This is a genomic window from Streptomyces sp. NPDC088915 (genome assembly GCF_044749825.1).
GTDB lineage: Bacteria > Actinomycetota > Actinomycetes > Streptomycetales > Streptomycetaceae > Streptomyces.
This window is the reverse complement of the sequence record NZ_JBIVIR010000034.1, coordinates 1-17,213: the sequence shown is the minus strand read 5'-3', so window position 1 is coordinate 17,213 and position 17,213 is coordinate 1. Positions and strand designations below refer to the sequence as shown.

The following is a 17,213-nucleotide window of genomic DNA, read 5'->3' as shown; positions in this document are numbered from 1 at the left end:
CGCGGATGCCGACTGCCGTGGTCGGGTCCAGGGCCGATTCGAGCCCGGCGGCTACGAGGAATCCGCGTTCCGGCGGCAGGTCGCGCGCGAAGAGGCTCAAGGTGGTCCGTGCCCGCATGTCCTCCCGCAGGTAGGAGAGGGCCGTCGTGACCTCGTACAGGTCGGTGGTCGTCATCTGGGACATGCTTCGAGCTGCGCGGCCGGCCGGCGGTCCGCACGAGGACGTGCGCTGCCGCGCAGGGCCTCCGTCCGTACGATGCGTTCGTCCTGCGGGGCGTCGTCCACGACATGACACGGCTTCCGTGGCCGATAAGGCCGGATGCCGTCTTGACGCCGAGCTCGCCTCCCTCGGCGCGGGCGGTGCCCGAGACCGGCCCCGCCGGCCGCTCTCCGCGACACCGTCACCCGCCCGGTGCCCTCAGGAGGCGGCCCGTTCACCGTCACCGGTGACGAGCGCGCACCGGACGTCCACCACGCCCTCGACGGCGAGGGCCGTCCGTGCCGCGAGCGGCACGAGCGCGCTGTCGTGGATCCGGCCGGACAGCGTCACGACACCGGCGTCCACCCGGACGTCGACCCGGTCGCCGGGGGCGGAGAACAGCCGTCCGACGACCTCGTCGCGGACCTCGGCGGCGAGGTCCGCGTCCGGACGGAGGAACACCTTGAGGAGGTCGGACCGGCTCACGACGCCCTTGATCGTCCCCCGCGCGTCGACCACCGGCAGCCGTTTCACGCGGTGGGTGGCCATCAGCCGCGCGGCCTGGGGCAGCGAGGCGCCGGGGCCGACCGTGACCGGGGGAGAGGTCATCAGCTCCCGCGCCCGCCGGGAGCCGGCCTTGGCCGTGGCGTCGAGCCGGTCCCGCTGTTCGAGGAGACCGGGACGGTGGTCGTGGAACTCCTCCTTGAGCAGCAGGTCGCCCTCGGAGACCACACCGACGACGCGCTCCTCCTCGTCGACGACCGGGACGGCCGTCACCTTCCACCGCTCCATGGCGGCGACGATCTCCTTGAACTCCGCGCCGGGCCGGACGGCGACCACCTTCCTGGTCATCACGTCGGCCACCGTGAACGTCCGGGTCGTCATGGCTCTCTCCTCACCCGCGTGCCCCAGGGACAGGTTCCTCCGCCGCCGAAGACGGCCAGAAGGGCCCCGGAGACCACACGTACGGGGCCGAACGGCCCCCGGTCAGCGGACCAGGACGGCCTCGCCGGAGCGGGGCACGACGGCCGTCCAGCCCAGCTCGCGGTCGATGCGGTCGCGCAGGGCCCCGGACGCGGCGGGCTCGCCGTGCACGAGGTAGGTGGCGTGCGGGGCGGGGGCGCCGCGCAGCCAGTCGACGATCTGCGCCGCGTCGGCATGGGCCGAGAAGTGGGGGACGTCGGCGACCTCGGCCCGTACGGGCACGTACTCGCCGAACATCTTCAGCACCCGCGCGCCGTCCACCAGGTCCCGTGCCCGGGTCCCGGCGGCGGCGAAGCCGACGACGACCACGGTGTTGCGCGGGTCGGGCAGCAGCCGGCGCAGGTGGTGCAGGACGCGGCCGCCGGTGGCCATTCCGGCGGAGGAGACGATGACGGCCGGTCCGCTCGTGCCGTTGATGTCGATCGACTCCCGGACCGTCCGCGCCGCGAGGAACGGCGCGGGACTCAGCGCGGCCTCGCCCTCGGCGAGGATCTCCGGCCGAAGCTCGGCGGACCGCGCGCGCACGGCGTCGCGGTAGACGTCGAGGGCGGCCAGAGCCATGGGGCTGTCCACGTAGACCGGCACGGACCGGGGCAGGATCCCGGTGTCCCGCAGGCGGGTCAGTTCGTGCAGGACGACCTCGGTCCGGTCGATCGCGAAGGCGGGGACGACGACGGTGCCGTTCCGGGCGACGGTCCGCGCGATCACGGAGGCGAACTCCGACCGGCCGGCCTCCGGATCGTGGCGGCGGTCGCCGTAGGTCGACTCCACCAGCAGGACGTCGGCGCCGGAGAACGGCTCCGGTGGCAGCAGCAGCGGGTGCCCCGGCCGCCCGAGGTCGCCGGAGACGGCCAGGGAATGCCCGTCCTCCAGGACGAGACGGGCCCAGGCGGAGCCGAGGATGTGCCCCCCGTGGTGGAGGGTCAGCCGGGTGCCGGACATGATCTCGACCTCGTCGCCGACGGGGACCGGGTCGAAGAACGCCAGCGTCCTCTCGACGTCGGACTCGTCGTACAGCGGCTCGGCCGGACGGTGCTTGGACCAGCCGTGCTCGTCGGCGTGCCGGGCCGCCTCCATCTGGAGCCGGGCGCTGTCGCGCAGCACGATCCCGGCGAGCCGGGCGGTGTGGGCACTGGCGAGGATCGGACCCCGGAAACCCTGCCGCACCAGACGGGGCAGATAGCCGCAGTGGTCCAGGTGCGCGTGGGTGACGACCACGGCGCGGATGTCGGCGGCGTCCCGGGCCAGGCGCTCCCAGTTGCGGCGCCGCAGGTTCGCGAAACCCTGGAAGAGACCGCAGTCGAGGAGGACGCGCGCACGGTCGCTCTCGACCAGGAACTTGCTTCCGGTGACCGTCCCCACGCCGCCCAGGAAACTGAGCAGCGCGGGGCGCGGAGCGGGAGCCGTGACCGCCTCGGACATCGTTCGCCCCTTCGCAGCGTGCGTCGGCCTCCACCCTCGCAGCACCGTCGGGCGGGCTCCAGGGTCCGAGCGGTCCTCTTCCGGGACCGACCGGCCCATGCGCCGGCATCCGGCGAGGGCCGAACCTGAGGGAGAAGGACACCCGAACGCCGTACAGGAAGTGGGTGGGCAGCATGAAGGCCGCCGTCTTTCAGGGGCCGGGCAGCATGGCCTGGCAGGACGTCCCCGACCCGGGCCTCGTGGACCCCGGGGACGCGATCGTACGGGTCGACGTCGTCACCATCTGCGGCACGGACCTGCACATCCTCAAGGGCGACGTGCCGGAGGTGACACCGGGCCGGGTCCTCGGCCACGAGGCGGTCGGCACGGTGGTCGAGACCGGCCGGGACGTCCGTACGGTACGGCCCGGGGACCGGGTCCTGATCTCCTGCATCACCGCCTGCGGACGCTGCCGCTTCTGCCGCGAGGGCCGCTACGGCCAGTGCCGTGGGGGAGGCGGCTGGATCCTCGGGCACACCGTCGACGGCACGCAGGCGGAGTACGTCCGGGTGCCGTTCGCCGACCTGTCCACGCACCCGCTCCCGAGCGCGGTCGACGGCTTCGACGCCGTCCTGCTCGCCGACATCTTCCCCACCTCCTACGAGGTGGGCGTCCTCAACGGGTGCGTCCGGCCGGCCGACACGGTCGTCGTGGTCGGCGCCGGGCCCATCGGCCTCGCCGCGATCGCCACCGCACGCCTCTACAGCCCCGGCCGCGTCATCGCCGTCGACCTCGCCGCATCCCGCCTGGATGCCGCGCGCAAGCTCGGTGCCGACGCCACCGCGGCCGCCGACGAGGAGCCGGAGCAGCTCGTCGCCGACCTGACGGACGGCCTGGGCGCCGATGTCGTCATGGAGGCGGTCGGCGTTCCGGAGGCCTTCGAGACGTGCACCCGGATGGTCCGGCCCGGCGGACACGTCGCCAACATCGGCGTCCACGGCAAGCCCGCGACCCTCCACCTCGAAGACCTGTGGATCAAGGACGTCACGATCACCACCGGACTCGTGGACACCTCGTCCACCCCCATGCTGCTCCACATGCTGGCGGCCGGCCGGCTGCCCACGTCGGAGCTGGTCACCCACCGCTTCGAACTCGGACAGATGGAGGAGGCGTACGACGTGTTCGGCCGCGCGGCCGACACCGGCGCCCTCAAGGTCGCGCTCGGCGGCCCGCAGCACACGGCCGTTCAGGTCCCCGACCCTCCGGCCGCCGCGTGAACGGGCGTCACGAGGGACGCCCGCCGCCGCGCGCCGTCGTCCTCGACACCGACGGCGTGCTGCTCGACTCCGCCACCGCGCACGCGGCGGCCTGGAAGACCGCGTTCGACGCCTGTCTCATCGGACGGGCACCGTTCGACGCGGACGCCGAGTACCGCCGCCACGTCGACGGCAGGTCGCGGTACGACGGAGCCGAGGCGTTCCTGGCCTCCCGGGGCATCCGCCTTCCGCCCGGGAGCCCCGACGACCCACCCGGTTGCGACACCGTGTGGGCTGTCGCCGCACGCAAGGAAGCGGTGTTCCGGGAAGCCCTGGCTTCCGGTGCCGTCGTCGCCTTCGCGGACGCCGAAGAGGCGCTCACGGCCCTGAGCGCACTCCACGTGCCGTGCGCCGCCGTCTCGGCGTCCCGCCACGCCCGCGCGCTGCTCGCCTCGACCGGCCTCGACCGGCTGCTCACGGTCGTCGTGGACGGCGGGGACGCCGCCCGGCTCGCCCTCCCCGGCAAGCCGGACCCGGCGCTCTTCCTCCACGCGGCCGCCCGCCTGGGCACCCGTCCCGGCGACACCGCCGTGGTCGAGGACGCGCTCGCCGGGGTGCGGGCGGCCCGCCGGGGCGGCTTCGGCCTCGTCGTCGGCCTGGACCGGAGCCCCGACGGGCACGGAGCGGCCCCCCTGCACGCGGAGGGCGCCGACCTGGTGGTCCCCGACCTGACGGCACTGGTGCGGAAGACGTGGAGCGGACGGACATGACCGACGGCTGGACGTGGACCTACGACCGGTACGACCCGGCGCGCGAACGCCTCGTCGAATCGCTCTGCACGCTCGGCAACGGCAGGTTCGCCACCCGGGGCTCCGCGCCCGAGTGCCCGGCCGGGCCCGTCCACTACCCGGGCACCTACCTGGCCGGCTGCTACGACCGGCGCGCCTCGACCGTCGCCGGCCGGCGGGTCGAGAACGAGGACCTGGTCAACCTCCCCGACTGGACGCGCCTGCGCTACCGCTGCCTCCCCGACGGCGGTCCACCCGGCGCCTGGCTGACGCCCGACTCCCCGGACCTGCGCCACTACGGCATACGGCTCGACCTGAAGGCGGGGACGCTCACCCGGCACCTGTACTTCCGGGACGCGGACGGACGAGGACTGCGCGTCGACCACACCCGGCTCGTGCACATGGGGGACCCACGCCTGGCGGCCCAGCGCACCACGTTCCGCGCCTACGGCTGGACCGGCGCCGTCGAGGTGGAGTCCGTCCTCGACGGCGCGGTCGTCAACGCCGGGGTGGAGCGGTACCGGAACCTGGAGGGCCGTCACCTCACGGACCACCGGACCGGATTCGGGCCGGACGGGACCGCCTGGCTCTCCTGCCGTACGACCGATCCCGGCGTCCGCCTCGCGCTCGCCGTCCGCACGACCACCCGCCCCGAGAGACCCGCGGAGGAGTCGGCCACGCCGACCACCACCGTCCAGACCTACCGCCTGCCGACCGGCCCCCGTCGCCCGGCGGCGCTCGTGAAGACCCTGGCCCTGCGCACCTCGGCGGACCGGCCGGACGGCGACCCGCGTACGGCGGCCTGCGACGACCTTGCCCGGGCGACCGCATTCCCCCGACTCCTGGCCATCCACGAGGCGTCCTGGCGGCGCCTCTGGGAACAGGGCGAACTGCACGTCCCCGGAGAGGCGGGCCGCATCCTGCGCCTCCACCTGTTCCACCTGCTCCAGACGCTCTCCCCGCACACGGCCGAACTCGACGTGGGCGTCCCCGCCCGGGGCCTGCACGGTGAGGCCTACCGGGGACACGTCTTCTGGGACGAGCTGTTCGTCCTGCCCTATCTGAACCTCCACTTCCCCGAGGTGGCCCGGGCCCTGCTCATGTACCGCCACCGTCGGCTTCCCGCCGCGCGCGCGGCGGCACGCCACACTGGTGGTACGGGGGCCATGTATCCGTGGCAGAGCGCGAGTTCGGGCCGGGAGGAGACCCAGGAGCTGCACCTCAACCCCCGTTCGGGACGCTGGCTCCCCGACCACTCGCACCTCCAGCGCCACGTGGGATCGGCCGTCGCGTACAACGTGTGGACGTACGCGCAGACCACCGGCGACCGCGGGTTCCTGCACGCGGCGGGGGCCGAGGTCCTTCTGGAGATCGCCCGCTACTGGGCCGGTGCCGCCGCCTTCGACCCGGACCTGGGGCGCTACCGGATCCGAGGGGTCGTGGGCCCCGACGAGTACCACGACGCCTATCCCGACGCCACGACCCCCGGCATCGACGACAACACCTACACCAACGCGACCGCCGCCTGGGTCCTCGCCCGCAGCCTCGACCTCCTGGCCGAACTGCCCGACGCCCGGCGGGCGGAAATGACGGAGGAACTGTCCCTCGGCGAAGAGGAACTCGCCCGCTGGGACGACGTCTCCCGCCGCCTCCACATCCCCTTCCACCGGGGCGTGATCAGCCAGTTCGAGGGCTACGGCGACCTGGCCGAACTCGACTGGGAGGGATACCGCGCGCGGTACGGCGACATCCGCAGGCTCGACCGGATCCTGGAGGCGGAGGGCGACACGGTCAATCGCTACCAGGCCTCCAAACAGGCCGACACCCTCATGCTCGGATACCTCTTCCGGCCCGCCGAACTGCACGCGCTGTTCGACCGGCTCGGCCACCGCATCGACGATGACGTCTGGCGCGCCACCGTCGCGTACCACCTGCGGCGCACCAGCCACGGATCGACGCTCAGCAGCCTCGTCCACGGCTGGGTGACCACCCGGGGAAAGGGCGCCGACGCCTGGCGCTACTGCGAGGAGGCCCTGCTCGGCGACGTGGCCGACCTGCAGGGCGGGACGACCGGCGAGGGCATCCACCTCGGGGCCATGGCGGGCACGGTCGACCTCGTGGAGCGCGGCACCACCGGCCTGGAGGCCGGCCCGGAAGGACTCCGGGTGGAACCGGTGGCCCTCGCGCAGATCCCCCGGTTCGCCTTCACCCTCTGCTTCCACGGACACCGGGGAGTACGCGTGCGCGTGCTCCCCGGCCGACTGGCCGTCCGCGTGCCGTCCTCGTCTCGTGGCCCCCTCGCCGTCGTCCTCCCGGGCGACCGCCGGTACGTCCTCGCGCCGGGGGAGGAACGCTGGTTCCGGCTGTGAGTGGCGACGCGGGCGGGCCACTCAGACGAACGCGAGCACCTCGGACACCGGCCGTCGCGGGGTGGCACGCCCGCGCGGGCCGTACCCCATGCGGAGCACCATCTGGACGAAGCTCGTCGTGGAGAGGGGGTCACGCGCGAGGGGGCGCAGTTCGGGCCACTCCAGCGGCTGGGACATCAACGAGGTGGCGAGCCCGTCGAGCGTGGCCCGGAGCAGGACCCGGTGGAGCGCCTGTCCGGCCATGAGCCATTCCCCCGGTGCGTCCCGGACGGTACCGAGCAGGGCGATCTGAGGGTCCTTCTCGAAGCGCGCCGAGGCGCGCTCGGGCGCCCGGCGCGGCGGGTCGAAGTCCCGCACCGGCGAGGTGACGTCGTACTGCCTCGGACCAAGGGCGTACGAGGGGATCCCCTCCGTCCCGGGGTCCTCCTCGGTCGCGGCGGTACGGGTCCACCGGGCGAGTTCCGCGCGGACCGAGGTGTCCGCGGCCTCGAACAGCGCGGAGGCGTGCACGAGCCCCATGACGGTCTCGGCGTGCCAGTCCCCGGGGACGACCAGCCGGCACCCCTCCAGGATGGCGGCGGCCCGCAGCCCGTCGAGGATCTCGGCCGGGACCCGCTCCTCCGAGAACGGGAAGCGACTGGTGTGCCGCTCGGCCAGGGCGGGCCGGAGCGCGGCCAGGTCCTCGTCCCCGCCGACGGTCCCGTCCAGGCGCACGTCGGCCAGGTGCCAGGGGTCCCCGGGGTCGGGCAGCAACCGCACCTCAGCGCCCACGTCCCGGTGGGCGGCGGCGACCCGCAGCCCGAACAGGGCGGCCCCGCAGCCGAGGTGGAGGGCGCGGTGGTCGGGGTCCGCGTGCGGCATCTCGCGCGACGGGTCGCCGTACAGCTCCACGGTGTCCGCGGCGGTCCGGTGGACGAACCTCCACGGCTGCGCGTTGTGCATCGACGGCGCGGTGACGGCGTCCTCGACGAGGGACGCCACGAGTGCGCGGGTGGAAGCGGTGGTGATCATGGTTCGTCCTGTTCTGCCGACTCGGGGGACGGCGCCGGTCGTCTCGCCTCCGGTCTCCGCACGTCCCGCCGCCGAAGCTCCTGCCCGGGCGCCGGGACGCCGGGAACGTCCGGTTCTCCCCCCACCGTCCGGCGGACGCCGACTCACGGCGAGGGCCGAACGGCCCCACCCCCGGTCCGACAGGGTCCGATCGCGGAAGGGGGGACCTTTGGTCCCGCCCTTGCCCCCAGCGGCCCTCCACCCGGTCGGCCACCGGATGTCACGTTGGGAGCAGTCGGCATGTCCCGGCCCCCTCGGACCGGGCACGGAACCGGACACGGGAGCCCATCATGACCGGTACGACGGAGCGCCGTGAGATCGTCGTCGGCGTCGACCCCGCCAAGAACCCGCACCTCGCTCTGGCCTGGGCGGCCGACGAGGCGCACAGGCGCCGCTCGGCCCTGCGGCTCGTGGTCGCCGTACCCCCGCGGCACGACACCCACCACGTCGACGACACCCCCCGGCACCAGGCACAGACGGCGGCGGGCAGGGAGGCCCTGCTCGCCGCGGCGACCTGGGTGCACGGCCGGCAGCCCGACGTCGGGGTCGCCACCGAACTCTTCGACGGGTTCCCCGCACGGGTGCTCGCCCACCTGTCGCGCGAGGCCGCCGTGGTCGTGCTCGGCTCCCGGCACCTCAGCCGGACCGAGGAGTTCCTGAGCACCGGCTCGCTCGTCGTTCCCGTCACCGCTCAGGCACGGTGCCCGGTCGTCGTCGTGGGCGACGCGGAGCACACCACCCAGGACCCGCCGTACCTCGTCGTCGGCATCGACGGCAGCGAGTCCTCCCGGGCCGCCCTCGCCCTGGCCTTCGAGGAGGCGGACCTCCGGGGCTGCGCCCTGCGCGCCCTCGCCGTGTGGCAGCCGCCCGTCTTCTCCCTGCACACCGGTGACACGCTGTTCCAGACCGAGCGCCGGCTGCTCGCGGAGACCACCGCCGGATGGGCGGAGAAGTACCCCGACGTCCGGCTGACCCACGAGGTCCTCATCGGCTCGCCCGTCGAGGTGCTGGCGGAGGCAGCGGAGCACGCCCTCGCCCTGGTCGTCGGCCGCCGGGGACGGGGCGGCTACACCGGTATGCGCGTCGGGTCCGTGGTCCACGGACTGCTGCACCGCGCCCACTGCCCGGTGATCACCGTTCCCGTCGGCTGAGTCCGCCATGACGGCCTCGGCGGCCGCCCGGACGGCCCTGACGACCGGACGTCCCGAAGGCCTCACCGAGGTGGAGGCCGCCCGCCGCCTCGCCGCCGCCGGCCCCAACGAAGCGGCCGCGAGGAGGCCCGTCCGGCTCCGCGGCCGGATCCTGGCCCAGCTACGGGATCCGCTGATCATGGTGCTCCTCGGTGCCGTCGTCCTGACCCTCGCGATCGGCGATCACGCCGACGCGATCGTCATCGCCCTGGTCGTCGTGGTGAACACGACGGTCGGCGTGGTCCAGGAGGTCCGCGCCGACGACGCCGTCGCCGCCCTCTCCGCCCTGAGCGCGCCACACGCCCGCGTGCGGCGCGACGGTGCCGTACGCGACCTCCCGGCCGCAGAGGTCGTCCCCGGTGACGTGCTCCTGCTCGGCGAGGGGGACGTCGTGGCCGCCGACGCCGAACTCGCCGAGGCGTCCGCCCTCCTCCTCGACGAGTCGATGCTCACCGGTGAGTCGGTGCCCGTCGACAAGGACGCCGGAGATCCGCTGGGCGCCGGCACCGTGGTCATACGGGGCAGGGGAGCGGCCACGGTGACCGCGACGGGTGTTTCCAGCGCGCTCGGCCGCATCGCCGCCCTGCTCGACGACCGGCGCGAGCCGACCCCGCTGCAGCACCGCCTGGCCGCCCTCGGCCGCGTCCTGGCTGCGGTGACGCTGATCCTGTGCGCCCTGGTCTTCGCCCTCGGACTCGTACGGGGCCTCCCGCCCGGCACGATGGCGGTCACCGCGATCGGCCTGGCCGTGGCCGCCGTCCCCGAGTCCCTCCCCGCCGTCGTCACCCTGGCCCTCGCCCTGGGGGCCCGGCGCATGGTCGCCCGGCACGCCCTGGTGCGGCGGCTGCCCGCGGTGGAGACGCTCGGCTCGGTGTCCGTCCTCGCCACGGACAAGACCGGCACCCTGACGGAGGGGCGCATGGTCGTCCAGCACGTCTGGACCCCAGAGACCGCCGTGGACCTCACGGGCTCCGGTTACGAACCCGAAGGCGAGGTCCTCGTCGACGGGAGACCGGCCGACGGCGACGCGCTCGCCCCGGTACGGGAACTCCTGCGGGTCACCGCCCTCTGCAACGACGCCGTGCTGCGCCCACCGGACCCGGAGACGTCCGACACCCGCTGGACGGCGCTCGGCGACCCCACGGAAGCCGCCCTGCTCACTGCCGCGACCAAGGCGGGCTGCTCGCGCCCGGTGGAACTGTCGGCGACCCGTCCCCGGATCGGAGAAGTCCCTTTCGACAGCCTCCGCAAGCGCATGACCACGCTGCACTCCGCCGGGAGGGACCGGGTGCTCGTCTGCCTGAAGGGCGCTCCCGAAGCGGTGCTCGTCCCGACCGTTCTCACCGACCGCCCGGATCTGCTCGCCCGGGCCCGTCAGGAGGCGGCCCGCCTGGCCACCCGCGGATACCGGGTGCTCGCCGTGGCCTCCGGGACGCGGGGCGACGTGCCGAGCCCGGTCACCGCCGCGGAATCGGGACTCGCGCTCCTCGGTCTGGTGGCCCTCAGCGACCCGCCCAAGCCCCACGCGGCCGCGACCCTCGCCTCCTGCCGCACGGCCGGGATCACCCCCGTCCTCATCACCGGGGACCATCCAGCGACGGCGAAGGCGGTGGCCGCCCGCGTCACCCTCCTCGGAGACGACGCACCGGAGGACCGGGTCGTCACGGGGGCGGAGGTGGCGGCGGGACGCGTCCCCGACCTCACCGCGGTCCGGGTCTTCGCCCGCACCGATCCGCAGCAGAAACTGGACGTGATCGAGGCGTGGCGGGCCCGGGGCGCGGTGACCGCCATGACCGGCGACGGGGTCAACGACGGTCCCGCCCTGCACCGCGCCGACATCGGCGTCGCCATGGGCGCGCGCGGTACCGAGGTCGCGCGTCAGGCGGCGGACCTCGTCCTCACCGACGACGAGCTCTCCACGGTCGTCGCGGCCGTCGAGGAGGGGCGGCGCGTCTACGACAACATCCGCCGCTTCCTCGTCTACGGCATGGCCGGCGGCGCGGCCGAGATCCTCGTCATGCTCGCTGGCCCCCTCCTCGGGCTTCCCCTGCCCCTGCGGGCCGGGCAGATCCTGTGGATCAACCTCCTCACGCACGGCCTCACCGGCGTCGCCATGGGCGCCGAACCGGCCGCCCCGGGAGTCATGCGGCGCCCGCCGCGCCCGCCGGACCAGCACATCCTCGGTGACGGCGCCTGGCAACGGCTGCTCCTTCTCGCCACCGCCGTCACGGCCGCCGCCCTCGGCACCGGGCTCGTCGCCCACGCGCTGGACCTGGCCTGGCAGAGCGTCCTCTTCCTCGCCCTGCTCTCCGCCCAGCTCGGAACCGTCCTGGGACTGCGGGACCGTCTGCTGACCCGAAGGAACCCCTTCCTCCCCCTGGCGGTGCTCCTTTCCGCACTGCTGGCCGCAGCCGCGCTGTACGTGCCCTTCCTGAGTCAGATCCTGGACACCGAAGCGCTCGGCCCGACCGGTGCGGGCATCGGCGCCGCCTGTGCCCCGATCGGGTTCTTCGCCGCGAGGCTCGTCCGGACCGCCTTCCGAAGGACGGACCCGACAGGAAGCTCCGGAGCATCAGGACTACGGTGAAACCGGGCGCGGCCGGTCTCGCCCGCGCCCGACGCGACCGGAGGTTCTGATGGACCGGGACGACGCCCAGGTCGGGGACGCGCGGTTGCCGCGGCTCCGGCTGGACGAACTGCTCGAGGAACTCCAGACGCGCATCGGTGAGGTCCGGGGGACCAGGGACCGGCTCAACGGCCTCCTCGAAGCCGTCATGTCCGTCGGCCGGAGACTCGACCTGCCCCAGGTGCTGCGAGGCATCGTGGAGTCCGCCGTGACCCTGGTGGACGCCGAGTACGGCGCCCTGGGCGTCATCGGCGACGACCAGCGGCTCTCGGAGTTCCTCACCGTCGGCATCGACGACGAGCTCCACGAACGGATCGGCGCGCTGCCGTCCGGGCACGGCATCCTCGGCGAGCTGATCCGCCGCCCCGAGCCGCTGCGCCTGTCCGAGCTGTCCGGACACCCCGCCTCGTACGGCTTCCCGCCCCACCACCCGCCGATGCACTCCTTCCTGGGCGTCCCGATCCGGGTCCGCGACGAGGTGTTCGGCAACCTCTACCTGACCGAGAAGCGGGGTGGGGCGGACTTCGACGCGGAGGACGAGGCCGTCGTGACGACCCTGGCCGTCGCGGCCGGCATCGCCATCGAGAACGCCCGCCTCTACGAGGAGGCCGGCCTGCGCCAGCGCTGGCTGGCCGCCAGCTCCGACTTCACCAGCGCCCTGCTGTCCGGTGCGCGGGAGACCGATGTCCTGGACGGCATGCTGGGGCGGGCCGTGGACATCGCGGGCGCGGACGTGGGGGTCTTCCACCTGATCGGGCCGAGCGGCGAACTGCCCGGGACGCTGGCCTGCGGCGAAGGCGCCGACGCGCACCGGAACGTGGTGCTGCCCAGCGTCGAGGGCACCCTGGCGGCGGTCGCCCTGGCCGAGGACGGTCTCGTCACGGTCCTCGACATCGAGACCGACGAGCGGATCACGGTACGGCCCGAGCGGTGGAAGGGCTTCGGCCCCGCGGTGGCCGTCACGGTCGGCACGAAGGAACGGCTGAGCGGCGTGCTGGTCCTGGCGCGGCGGGCCGGACGGCCGCCCTTCACGGGCACCGAGATCACCGCGCTGCCGGTCTTCACCGGCCAGGCGGCCCTCGCCCTCGAACTGGCCGACCGGCGACGGGACGCCGAACAGGTGAGCCTCCTGGAGGACCGCGACCGCATCGCCCGGGACCTGCACGACCTCGCGATCCAGCGCCTGTTCGCCACCGGCATGACGCTGCAGAGCGCTCGCCGCTTCGTCGAACACCCCGAAGCGACAGCCCGCCTCACCCGGGCGATCGACGACCTGGACGCCACCATCAAGATCATCCGCTCGACCATCTTCGGCCTACGGGAGCACGAGGGGCCGGGAACGGCCCCGAAGCTCAGGAACCGCGTCGTCAAGGCGGTCGACTCGGCCGCCGCCGCGCTCGGCTTCACTCCCGCGCTGCGCATGGAGGGCCTGCTCGACACGGACGTGCCGGCCACTGTGGCAGACGAGGTGGTCGCGGTGATCGGCGAGGCCCTCACCAACGTGGCCCGGCACGCGAGAGCCCGCCGGGCGGAGGTGGCCGTCGTCGCCGGGGACGGAGCCCTCGCGGTGACGGTGAGCGACGACGGCGTCGGCGTCCGGGAGAGCGGCCACCGCAGCGGCCTGCGGAACCTCACCGAACGGGCCGAGCGCCTGGGCGGCGCCCTGTCCGTCCGTGCCCGGCCCGATCCGATCGGCGGCACGGTGCTCGAATGGCGCGTCCCTCTGGGAACCCCTCGGGAATGAGGCCTACCCTTCTTCCGCCTCGTGCTCGTGGACCTGCGCCGCGATCACCGCCGCCTGGACGCGGCGCTCCACGCCCAGCTTCCCCAGAAGCCGGGAGATGTGGTTCTTGACCGTCTTCTCCGACAGATAGAGCCGCTGGGCGATCTGCCGGTTGGTGAGCCCCTCACCGATGAGCTCCAGGACGGCCCGCTCCCGCTCGGAGAGCGCCGTGAGCCGTTCGTCCTCCGGGTGCTTCGCGGCCTCCGGGTCCCGCAGCGACCGCATCAGCCGGGCCGTGGTGGCCGGGTCGAGCATCGACTGCCCGGCAGCCACCGTCCGCACCGCCGACACCAGGTCGGAGCCCTTGATCTGCTTGAGCACGTACCCCGCCGCTCCCGCCATGACGGCGTCGATGAGGGCGTCCTCGTCGTCGAACGAGGTCAGCATCAGACACGCCAGACCGGGCATCGCCGAGCGCAGCTCCCGGCACACCGCGATCCCGTCGCCGTCGGGCAGGCGCACGTCCAGGACGGCCACGTCAGGACGCAGGGCGGGGCCCCTGGCCAGCGCCTGCTCCGCCGTCGCCGCCTCCCCGACCACCTCCAGGTCGGGTTCGTCGTCGATCAGGTCGCGCAGGCCCCGGCGGACCACCTCGTGGTCGTCCACGAGGAACACCCGCGTCGGCGCTCCGGCTACCGGCAGATCGGACATGGCGACCCCTGTGGTCGGTGGACACGTACCCGCCCCCCACGAGAATTGTCCGGCATGAGCGGCTTCCATGGGCACCGATGTTCGCCCGGACGCCGATACGTCGACCGTTCGTACCGGTGGGGAGGGATCAGCGACCGAGGCCGGTGAGTCCGTCGCCGAGGACGCCGGCGCCCAGGAGGAGCAGCACGATCACCGTGATCACGGTGCTGTTGGCGGTCATGAAACGTTTGACGCCGTCCAGGAACGAGACCGCGCGCCGCCCGCCGAGGAGGTGGGCGACGACGGAGCCGAGCACCGTGCAGGAACCGATGAGGACGAAGGCGACGACGGCCACGACGAGGTCGGCACCGTGAGCTCCGGCCTCGATGATCGACGCGGCGGCCGACGCCGTCAGGACGAGGTTCTTGGGATTGGCACCCGACAGCAGCGCACCGAGCAGCAGGGCCCGTCCGGCCGTCGCGTCACCGAGAGACGTCATCCAGCCCGGCTCCTCGACCCGGTCACCCTTGCGGGGCCGTTTCCACCACTTGCGCACCCCCAACACGATGAGGGCCGCCCCGGCGAACACGCGCCCCCAGTCGGCGACGGCCGCCGACGGGCTGTCGGGCTCGTCGGCGCCCCCGAACACCACCACGCCGAGCGCGGCCAGGACCGCGAGCCCGGCGATCCATCCCGCCGCGAAGAGCAGACCGTTGCGGCGGCCGTGCCCGCCGGTCAGGATCAGGACGATCCCGATCAGCGGGAAGGGACTCAGTGCGACCGCCAACGCGGCCGGCAGAATGGCTCCGATTGCCTGGACCAGCACAGTCCCTCCTGAGTGGTCGCCTTGATCGGTGAGGGGACGCGACAGTTCCTTCGGATTTCAGCCTGCTGCACCGACGTCGTACACGGGCAGTGCCGAACGGTCCTTTCCCGGACCCAGTGGTCCCTGAAGCGTGTTGTAGAAGGTCGCTTCTGAGCAGGTCAGGGCCAGGTTTTAGGCCAGCTTGGTATGTGGCGGGGTTGAGGTTGCACACGTAAACGACGACTTGGACCGAGTGGTGGAGGCCGGTGCCGCGCTGGCGACGGTCACGGAGGACCGCGTAGTGCTTTATCCAGACGAAGGCGTGCTCGACGCGGCCCGGACCTTGCGGTGTTCGACGTTGTCCTTCCCTTCACCCGGCAGCAGGGCTTTTCCTGGGAACTCGTGGTGCGGGACGACGGGGCCGGTCAGGGTAAGAACGATTTATCAGCACAGGATTTCGGTTCCGCCAAACGATTCCCTGCGTGTGATTCTCCCCGGCAGATGCAGGATCTCGGCGAGAGGGAACCAGTGGACCGGAATTTTATGAGTGTCAAGGAAACTGCCAAGTATCTGAACATGTCGGTGCCGTGGGTGTATCGCGAAGCCGCTCACGTGGGCCTCCTTCCGTACAGGTTTGGGAGTGGGCGGAATTCCAAGCTTCAGTTCAAGGTGGCTGAGTTTCAAGCGTGGGTGAAACAGCAGCGGCTGCCGGGTGATTGAGGCTGTTCGGACGGATGTATGCAGGGCCCTCTCCTCGTCTGAGGAGAGGGCCCTGCACGTTCAGGCGGCGAGGCCGAGGTCCAGGACCTGGGCGGCGCGGCCGATCGAGCCGGGCATGAGGTGGCGGTAGATCTTGAAGGTGATGTCGAGGCTGCGGTGGCCCATCCATTCCGCTACGTCGGTGATGGGGATGTTGTGGGTGAGGCAGTTGGAGGCGAAGAAGTGGCGGAAGCCGTAGACGACCATGCCGTCGGGGATCTCGACGAGGCCGGCCTTCTTGATGCGCTTCCACTGGTTCCCGATGTGGTGGTTGGGCATCGGCATGGTCAGGTCTCGCGGGCTGCGGAGCAGGTAGCCGTCGATGGTGCCGTACGTGTCCGCGTACCGCTCGATGGAGTGCTTGACCCGGGCAGGGAGCGGGACGTCGCGGTAGTCGCCGGCCTTGCGGTGCTTGAGGGGAGCGTAGGCCTTCGTGGTCAGGTTGACCTGCTCCGTGATCCGGTACACGTCGTCGGCCACGATGTTGTTGATGTTGACTGCCAGCGCTTCCCCATTGCGCATGCCGCAGCCGCTCATGAGGTCGGCGACGAGGCGGAACACGTCATCGCCGGCGGTGCGTATGCCGTGGAGTTGGGAGGGGGAGGGGATGACGGCGCGCTTGGGGTCGTACTGAGGGGGCTTGACGCCATCGAGTGGGTTGTCGTCGTAGAGACCGAGCCGATGGGCGTCCAGCAGGATCGACTTGAGTGTGGCGAAGGCGTTGGACTGGGTGGCCAGGCCGACGCCGTTGCGCTCCATGGTCTGGATGAAGGCTTCGACGACCTTGTGGTCGAAGGTGCCCATCCGGCGGCTCTGGAAGGCGGGGTAGAGGTGGTGGACGAGAAGTGAGTCGAGGTGGCGCGGGGAGCTGGGGCTGAGGTCGCGCTGGCCGGCCTTCCACTCGGTGACGTACTGCTTGAACTGCATCGGGCTGTACTTCTGGATGCGCTCGGCCTTGTGCTGGTTCTGCGGGTTGTTCTTCCGGGCCTGGTACATCCCGGCGAGGCGTGCCTTGGCTTTCTCCTGGGTGGAGAAGCCGGACTCCTCGGCCTGTCGTCCGGCCGCGTTGCGATAGCGGATCTTGTAATCGTGCGGGCACCTCGGCCATCGGCTCTCGGGGTGCTCGCACTCCTTGAAGAAGCTGCCCATGCCGCGGACGAGGTTGATGGTGGCCATGGTTGTCGACTCCCGGGCGTCTTGCTGACCTTTTGCTGACCCCGAATGATCGATCAAGCCCCTGAGCTGGGATGAAACGGTAAACCCGTGCTAAGGGCTGTACCGTAAATGATCTACGGTGTGCTGGTTGATCAGCCCGTCTCTCCGTTACCCGGCCAGGGCGAGGTTGTGCAGGCGGGCGATGCCGAGCATGGCGT

Annotated in this window: 13 protein-coding genes and 1 pseudogene; 7 read left to right on the top strand and 7 right to left on the bottom strand. The window is 72.5% G+C overall.

Features of this window, described 5'->3' with window-relative positions; translation table 11 throughout:
- Window positions 1-25: 25 nt before the first annotated feature.
- The 3 genes and pseudogenes from ACIP5O_RS35990 to ACIP5O_RS35980 form a co-directional block, all read right to left on the bottom strand.
- Window positions 26-184: pseudogene (locus ACIP5O_RS35990) on the bottom strand (nicotinate phosphoribosyltransferase); the annotation flags it as partial.
- 234 nt (window positions 185-418) lie between these two features.
- On the bottom strand, window positions 419-1,084 hold the full coding sequence (locus ACIP5O_RS35985) for a CBS domain-containing protein (protein WP_401301791.1): 666 nt from the start codon (window positions 1,082-1,084) through the stop codon (window positions 419-421).
- A gap of 102 nt (window positions 1,085-1,186) precedes the next feature.
- The gene (locus tag ACIP5O_RS35980; RefSeq protein ID WP_401301788.1) at window positions 1,187-2,605 is read right to left on the bottom strand and encodes an MBL fold metallo-hydrolase RNA specificity domain-containing protein; all 1,419 of its coding nucleotides are present in this window, start codon (window positions 2,603-2,605) and stop codon (window positions 1,187-1,189) included.
- Between the two features lie 173 nt (window positions 2,606-2,778).
- Between ACIP5O_RS35980 and ACIP5O_RS35975 the strand changes: the two genes are divergently transcribed.
- Genes ACIP5O_RS35975 through ACIP5O_RS35965 form a run of 3 tightly spaced genes read left to right on the top strand, consistent with a single transcriptional unit; the run spans window position 2,779 to window position 6,997 of the window.
- Window positions 2,779-3,861 (top strand): zinc-dependent alcohol dehydrogenase family protein, encoded by a 1,083-nt coding sequence (locus ACIP5O_RS35975; protein ID WP_401301826.1) that lies wholly within the window; start codon window positions 2,779-2,781, stop codon window positions 3,859-3,861.
- Window positions 3,858-4,610, top strand: a complete 753-nt coding sequence (locus tag ACIP5O_RS35970) for an HAD family hydrolase (protein ID WP_401301786.1) — start codon at window positions 3,858-3,860, stop codon at window positions 4,608-4,610. The genes ACIP5O_RS35975 and ACIP5O_RS35970 overlap by 4 nt, the downstream gene beginning before the upstream one ends.
- Window positions 4,607-6,997, top strand: coding sequence for a glycoside hydrolase family 65 protein (locus ACIP5O_RS35965; protein ID WP_401301783.1), 2,391 nt, complete (start codon window positions 4,607-4,609; stop codon window positions 6,995-6,997). Before ACIP5O_RS35970 ends, ACIP5O_RS35965 begins: the two co-directional genes overlap by 4 nt.
- Window positions 6,998-7,018: 21 nt before the next feature.
- Here the strand turns inward: ACIP5O_RS35965 and ACIP5O_RS35960 are convergent, their stop codons facing one another.
- Entirely contained in the window at window positions 7,019-8,008 is a 990-nt protein-coding gene (locus ACIP5O_RS35960; RefSeq protein ID WP_401301780.1) for an Acg family FMN-binding oxidoreductase, read from the bottom strand.
- A 329-nt stretch (window positions 8,009-8,337) separates the two neighbouring features.
- Between ACIP5O_RS35960 and ACIP5O_RS35955 the strand changes: the two genes are divergently transcribed.
- Genes ACIP5O_RS35955 through ACIP5O_RS35945 form a run of 3 tightly spaced genes read left to right on the top strand, consistent with a single transcriptional unit; the run spans window position 8,338 to window position 13,607 of the window.
- Window positions 8,338-9,198 carry a universal stress protein gene (locus ACIP5O_RS35955; RefSeq protein ID WP_401301777.1) on the top strand — a complete coding sequence of 287 codons (861 nt, stop codon included), beginning with the start codon at window positions 8,338-8,340 and terminating at the stop codon, window positions 9,196-9,198.
- Window positions 9,199-9,205: 7 nt separating this feature from the next.
- A complete protein-coding gene (locus ACIP5O_RS35950; protein WP_401301774.1) occupies window positions 9,206-11,824 on the top strand; it encodes a cation-translocating P-type ATPase in 2,619 nt (872 codons plus the stop codon).
- Between the two features lie 49 nt (window positions 11,825-11,873).
- The gene (locus tag ACIP5O_RS35945; protein ID WP_401301771.1) at window positions 11,874-13,607 is read left to right on the top strand and encodes a GAF domain-containing protein; all 1,734 of its coding nucleotides are present in this window, start codon (window positions 11,874-11,876) and stop codon (window positions 13,605-13,607) included.
- 3 nt (window positions 13,608-13,610) lie between these two features.
- Here the strand turns inward: ACIP5O_RS35945 and ACIP5O_RS35940 are convergent, their stop codons facing one another.
- Both ACIP5O_RS35940 and ACIP5O_RS35935 read right to left on the bottom strand, forming a co-directional pair.
- Window positions 13,611-14,297 carry a response regulator gene (locus ACIP5O_RS35940; RefSeq protein WP_401301768.1) on the bottom strand — a complete coding sequence of 229 codons (687 nt, stop codon included), beginning with the start codon at window positions 14,295-14,297 and terminating at the stop codon, window positions 13,611-13,613.
- Window positions 14,298-14,424: 127 nt separating this feature from the next.
- Window positions 14,425-15,102, bottom strand: a complete 678-nt coding sequence (locus ACIP5O_RS35935; RefSeq protein WP_401301764.1) for a GAP family protein — start codon at window positions 15,100-15,102, stop codon at window positions 14,425-14,427.
- Between the two features lie 327 nt (window positions 15,103-15,429).
- Here ACIP5O_RS35935 and ACIP5O_RS35930 point away from each other — a divergent pair, with 327 nt between their 5' ends.
- A complete protein-coding gene (locus ACIP5O_RS35930) occupies window positions 15,430-15,801 on the top strand; it encodes a helix-turn-helix domain-containing protein (protein WP_401301761.1) in 372 nt (123 codons plus the stop codon).
- Between the two features lie 60 nt (window positions 15,802-15,861).
- Here ACIP5O_RS35930 and ACIP5O_RS35925 read toward each other — a convergent pair whose 3' ends face one another.
- Entirely contained in the window at window positions 15,862-17,016 is a 1,155-nt protein-coding gene (locus ACIP5O_RS35925; RefSeq protein ID WP_401301758.1) for a tyrosine-type recombinase/integrase, read from the bottom strand.
- Window positions 17,017-17,213: the final 197 nt, after the last annotated feature.

Bases quoted from the DNA above. Each gene is read 5' to 3' on its own strand.
- ACIP5O_RS35985 (WP_401301791.1), bottom strand. From the start codon at position 1,084: ATGACGACCCGGACGTTCACGGTGGCCGACGTGATGACCAGGAAGGTG.
- ACIP5O_RS35980 (WP_401301788.1), bottom strand. From the start codon at position 2,605: ATGTCCGAGGCGGTCACGGCTCCCGCTCCGCGCCCCGCGCTGCTCAGT.
- ACIP5O_RS35975 (WP_401301826.1), top strand. From the start codon at position 2,779: ATGAAGGCCGCCGTCTTTCAGGGGCCGGGCAGCATGGCCTGGCAGGAC.
- ACIP5O_RS35965 (WP_401301783.1), top strand. From the start codon at position 4,607: ATGACCGACGGCTGGACGTGGACCTACGACCGGTACGACCCGGCGCGC.
- ACIP5O_RS35960 (WP_401301780.1), bottom strand. From the start codon at position 8,008: ATGATCACCACCGCTTCCACCCGCGCACTCGTGGCGTCCCTCGTCGAG.
- ACIP5O_RS35955 (WP_401301777.1), top strand. From the start codon at position 8,338: ATGACCGGTACGACGGAGCGCCGTGAGATCGTCGTCGGCGTCGACCCC.
- ACIP5O_RS35950 (WP_401301774.1), top strand. From the start codon at position 9,206: ATGACGGCCTCGGCGGCCGCCCGGACGGCCCTGACGACCGGACGTCCC.
- ACIP5O_RS35945 (WP_401301771.1), top strand. From the start codon at position 11,874: ATGGACCGGGACGACGCCCAGGTCGGGGACGCGCGGTTGCCGCGGCTC.
- ACIP5O_RS35940 (WP_401301768.1), bottom strand. From the start codon at position 14,297: ATGTCCGATCTGCCGGTAGCCGGAGCGCCGACGCGGGTGTTCCTCGTG.
- ACIP5O_RS35925 (WP_401301758.1), bottom strand. From the start codon at position 17,016: ATGGCCACCATCAACCTCGTCCGCGGCATGGGCAGCTTCTTCAAGGAG.